1 pseudogene is annotated in these 346 nt (G+C 58.4%); it reads right to left on the bottom strand.

From position 1 onward, the window contains the following. Nucleotides 1–316, bottom strand: a pseudogene (locus ALO43_RS27405) (SGNH hydrolase domain-containing protein); the annotation flags it as partial. Between the last annotated feature and the right edge of the window lie 30 nt (nt 317–346).

The raw sequence follows: 346 nt of genomic DNA on the forward strand, positions 1-346 counted from the left end.
CGTAATCGCCGTCGGTGTACAGCGTCCAGCGTGCCACCAGCACGACCTTTTTGATCTGCCGCTGCTTCACGTATTCAAACTCGCGATTGGCCAGCGCCTCGCATACCCCGGCAGGGTAGTTACCCTTGGCGATGTCCACGCCGAGCAAGGGCAGGCAACCGCCCAGACCTATGTGCGCGACGGTTCTGCCCAGATCCCGCGCGGCGGCGTCAAACGTCGATAACAGGGCCTCTGAGTGGCTGTCACCAAACAGAGCCATCTCCGGTACGACGTTGCTGTCGGCAAGACCAAACAGGCAAAAATCGACATTCCAGCCTTGGCTATCAACTGTCTCTTATACACATCT

The sequence above is a fragment of the Pseudomonas tremae genome (assembly GCF_001401155.1).
Taxonomy (GTDB): Bacteria; Pseudomonadota; Gammaproteobacteria; order Pseudomonadales; family Pseudomonadaceae; genus Aquipseudomonas; species Aquipseudomonas tremae.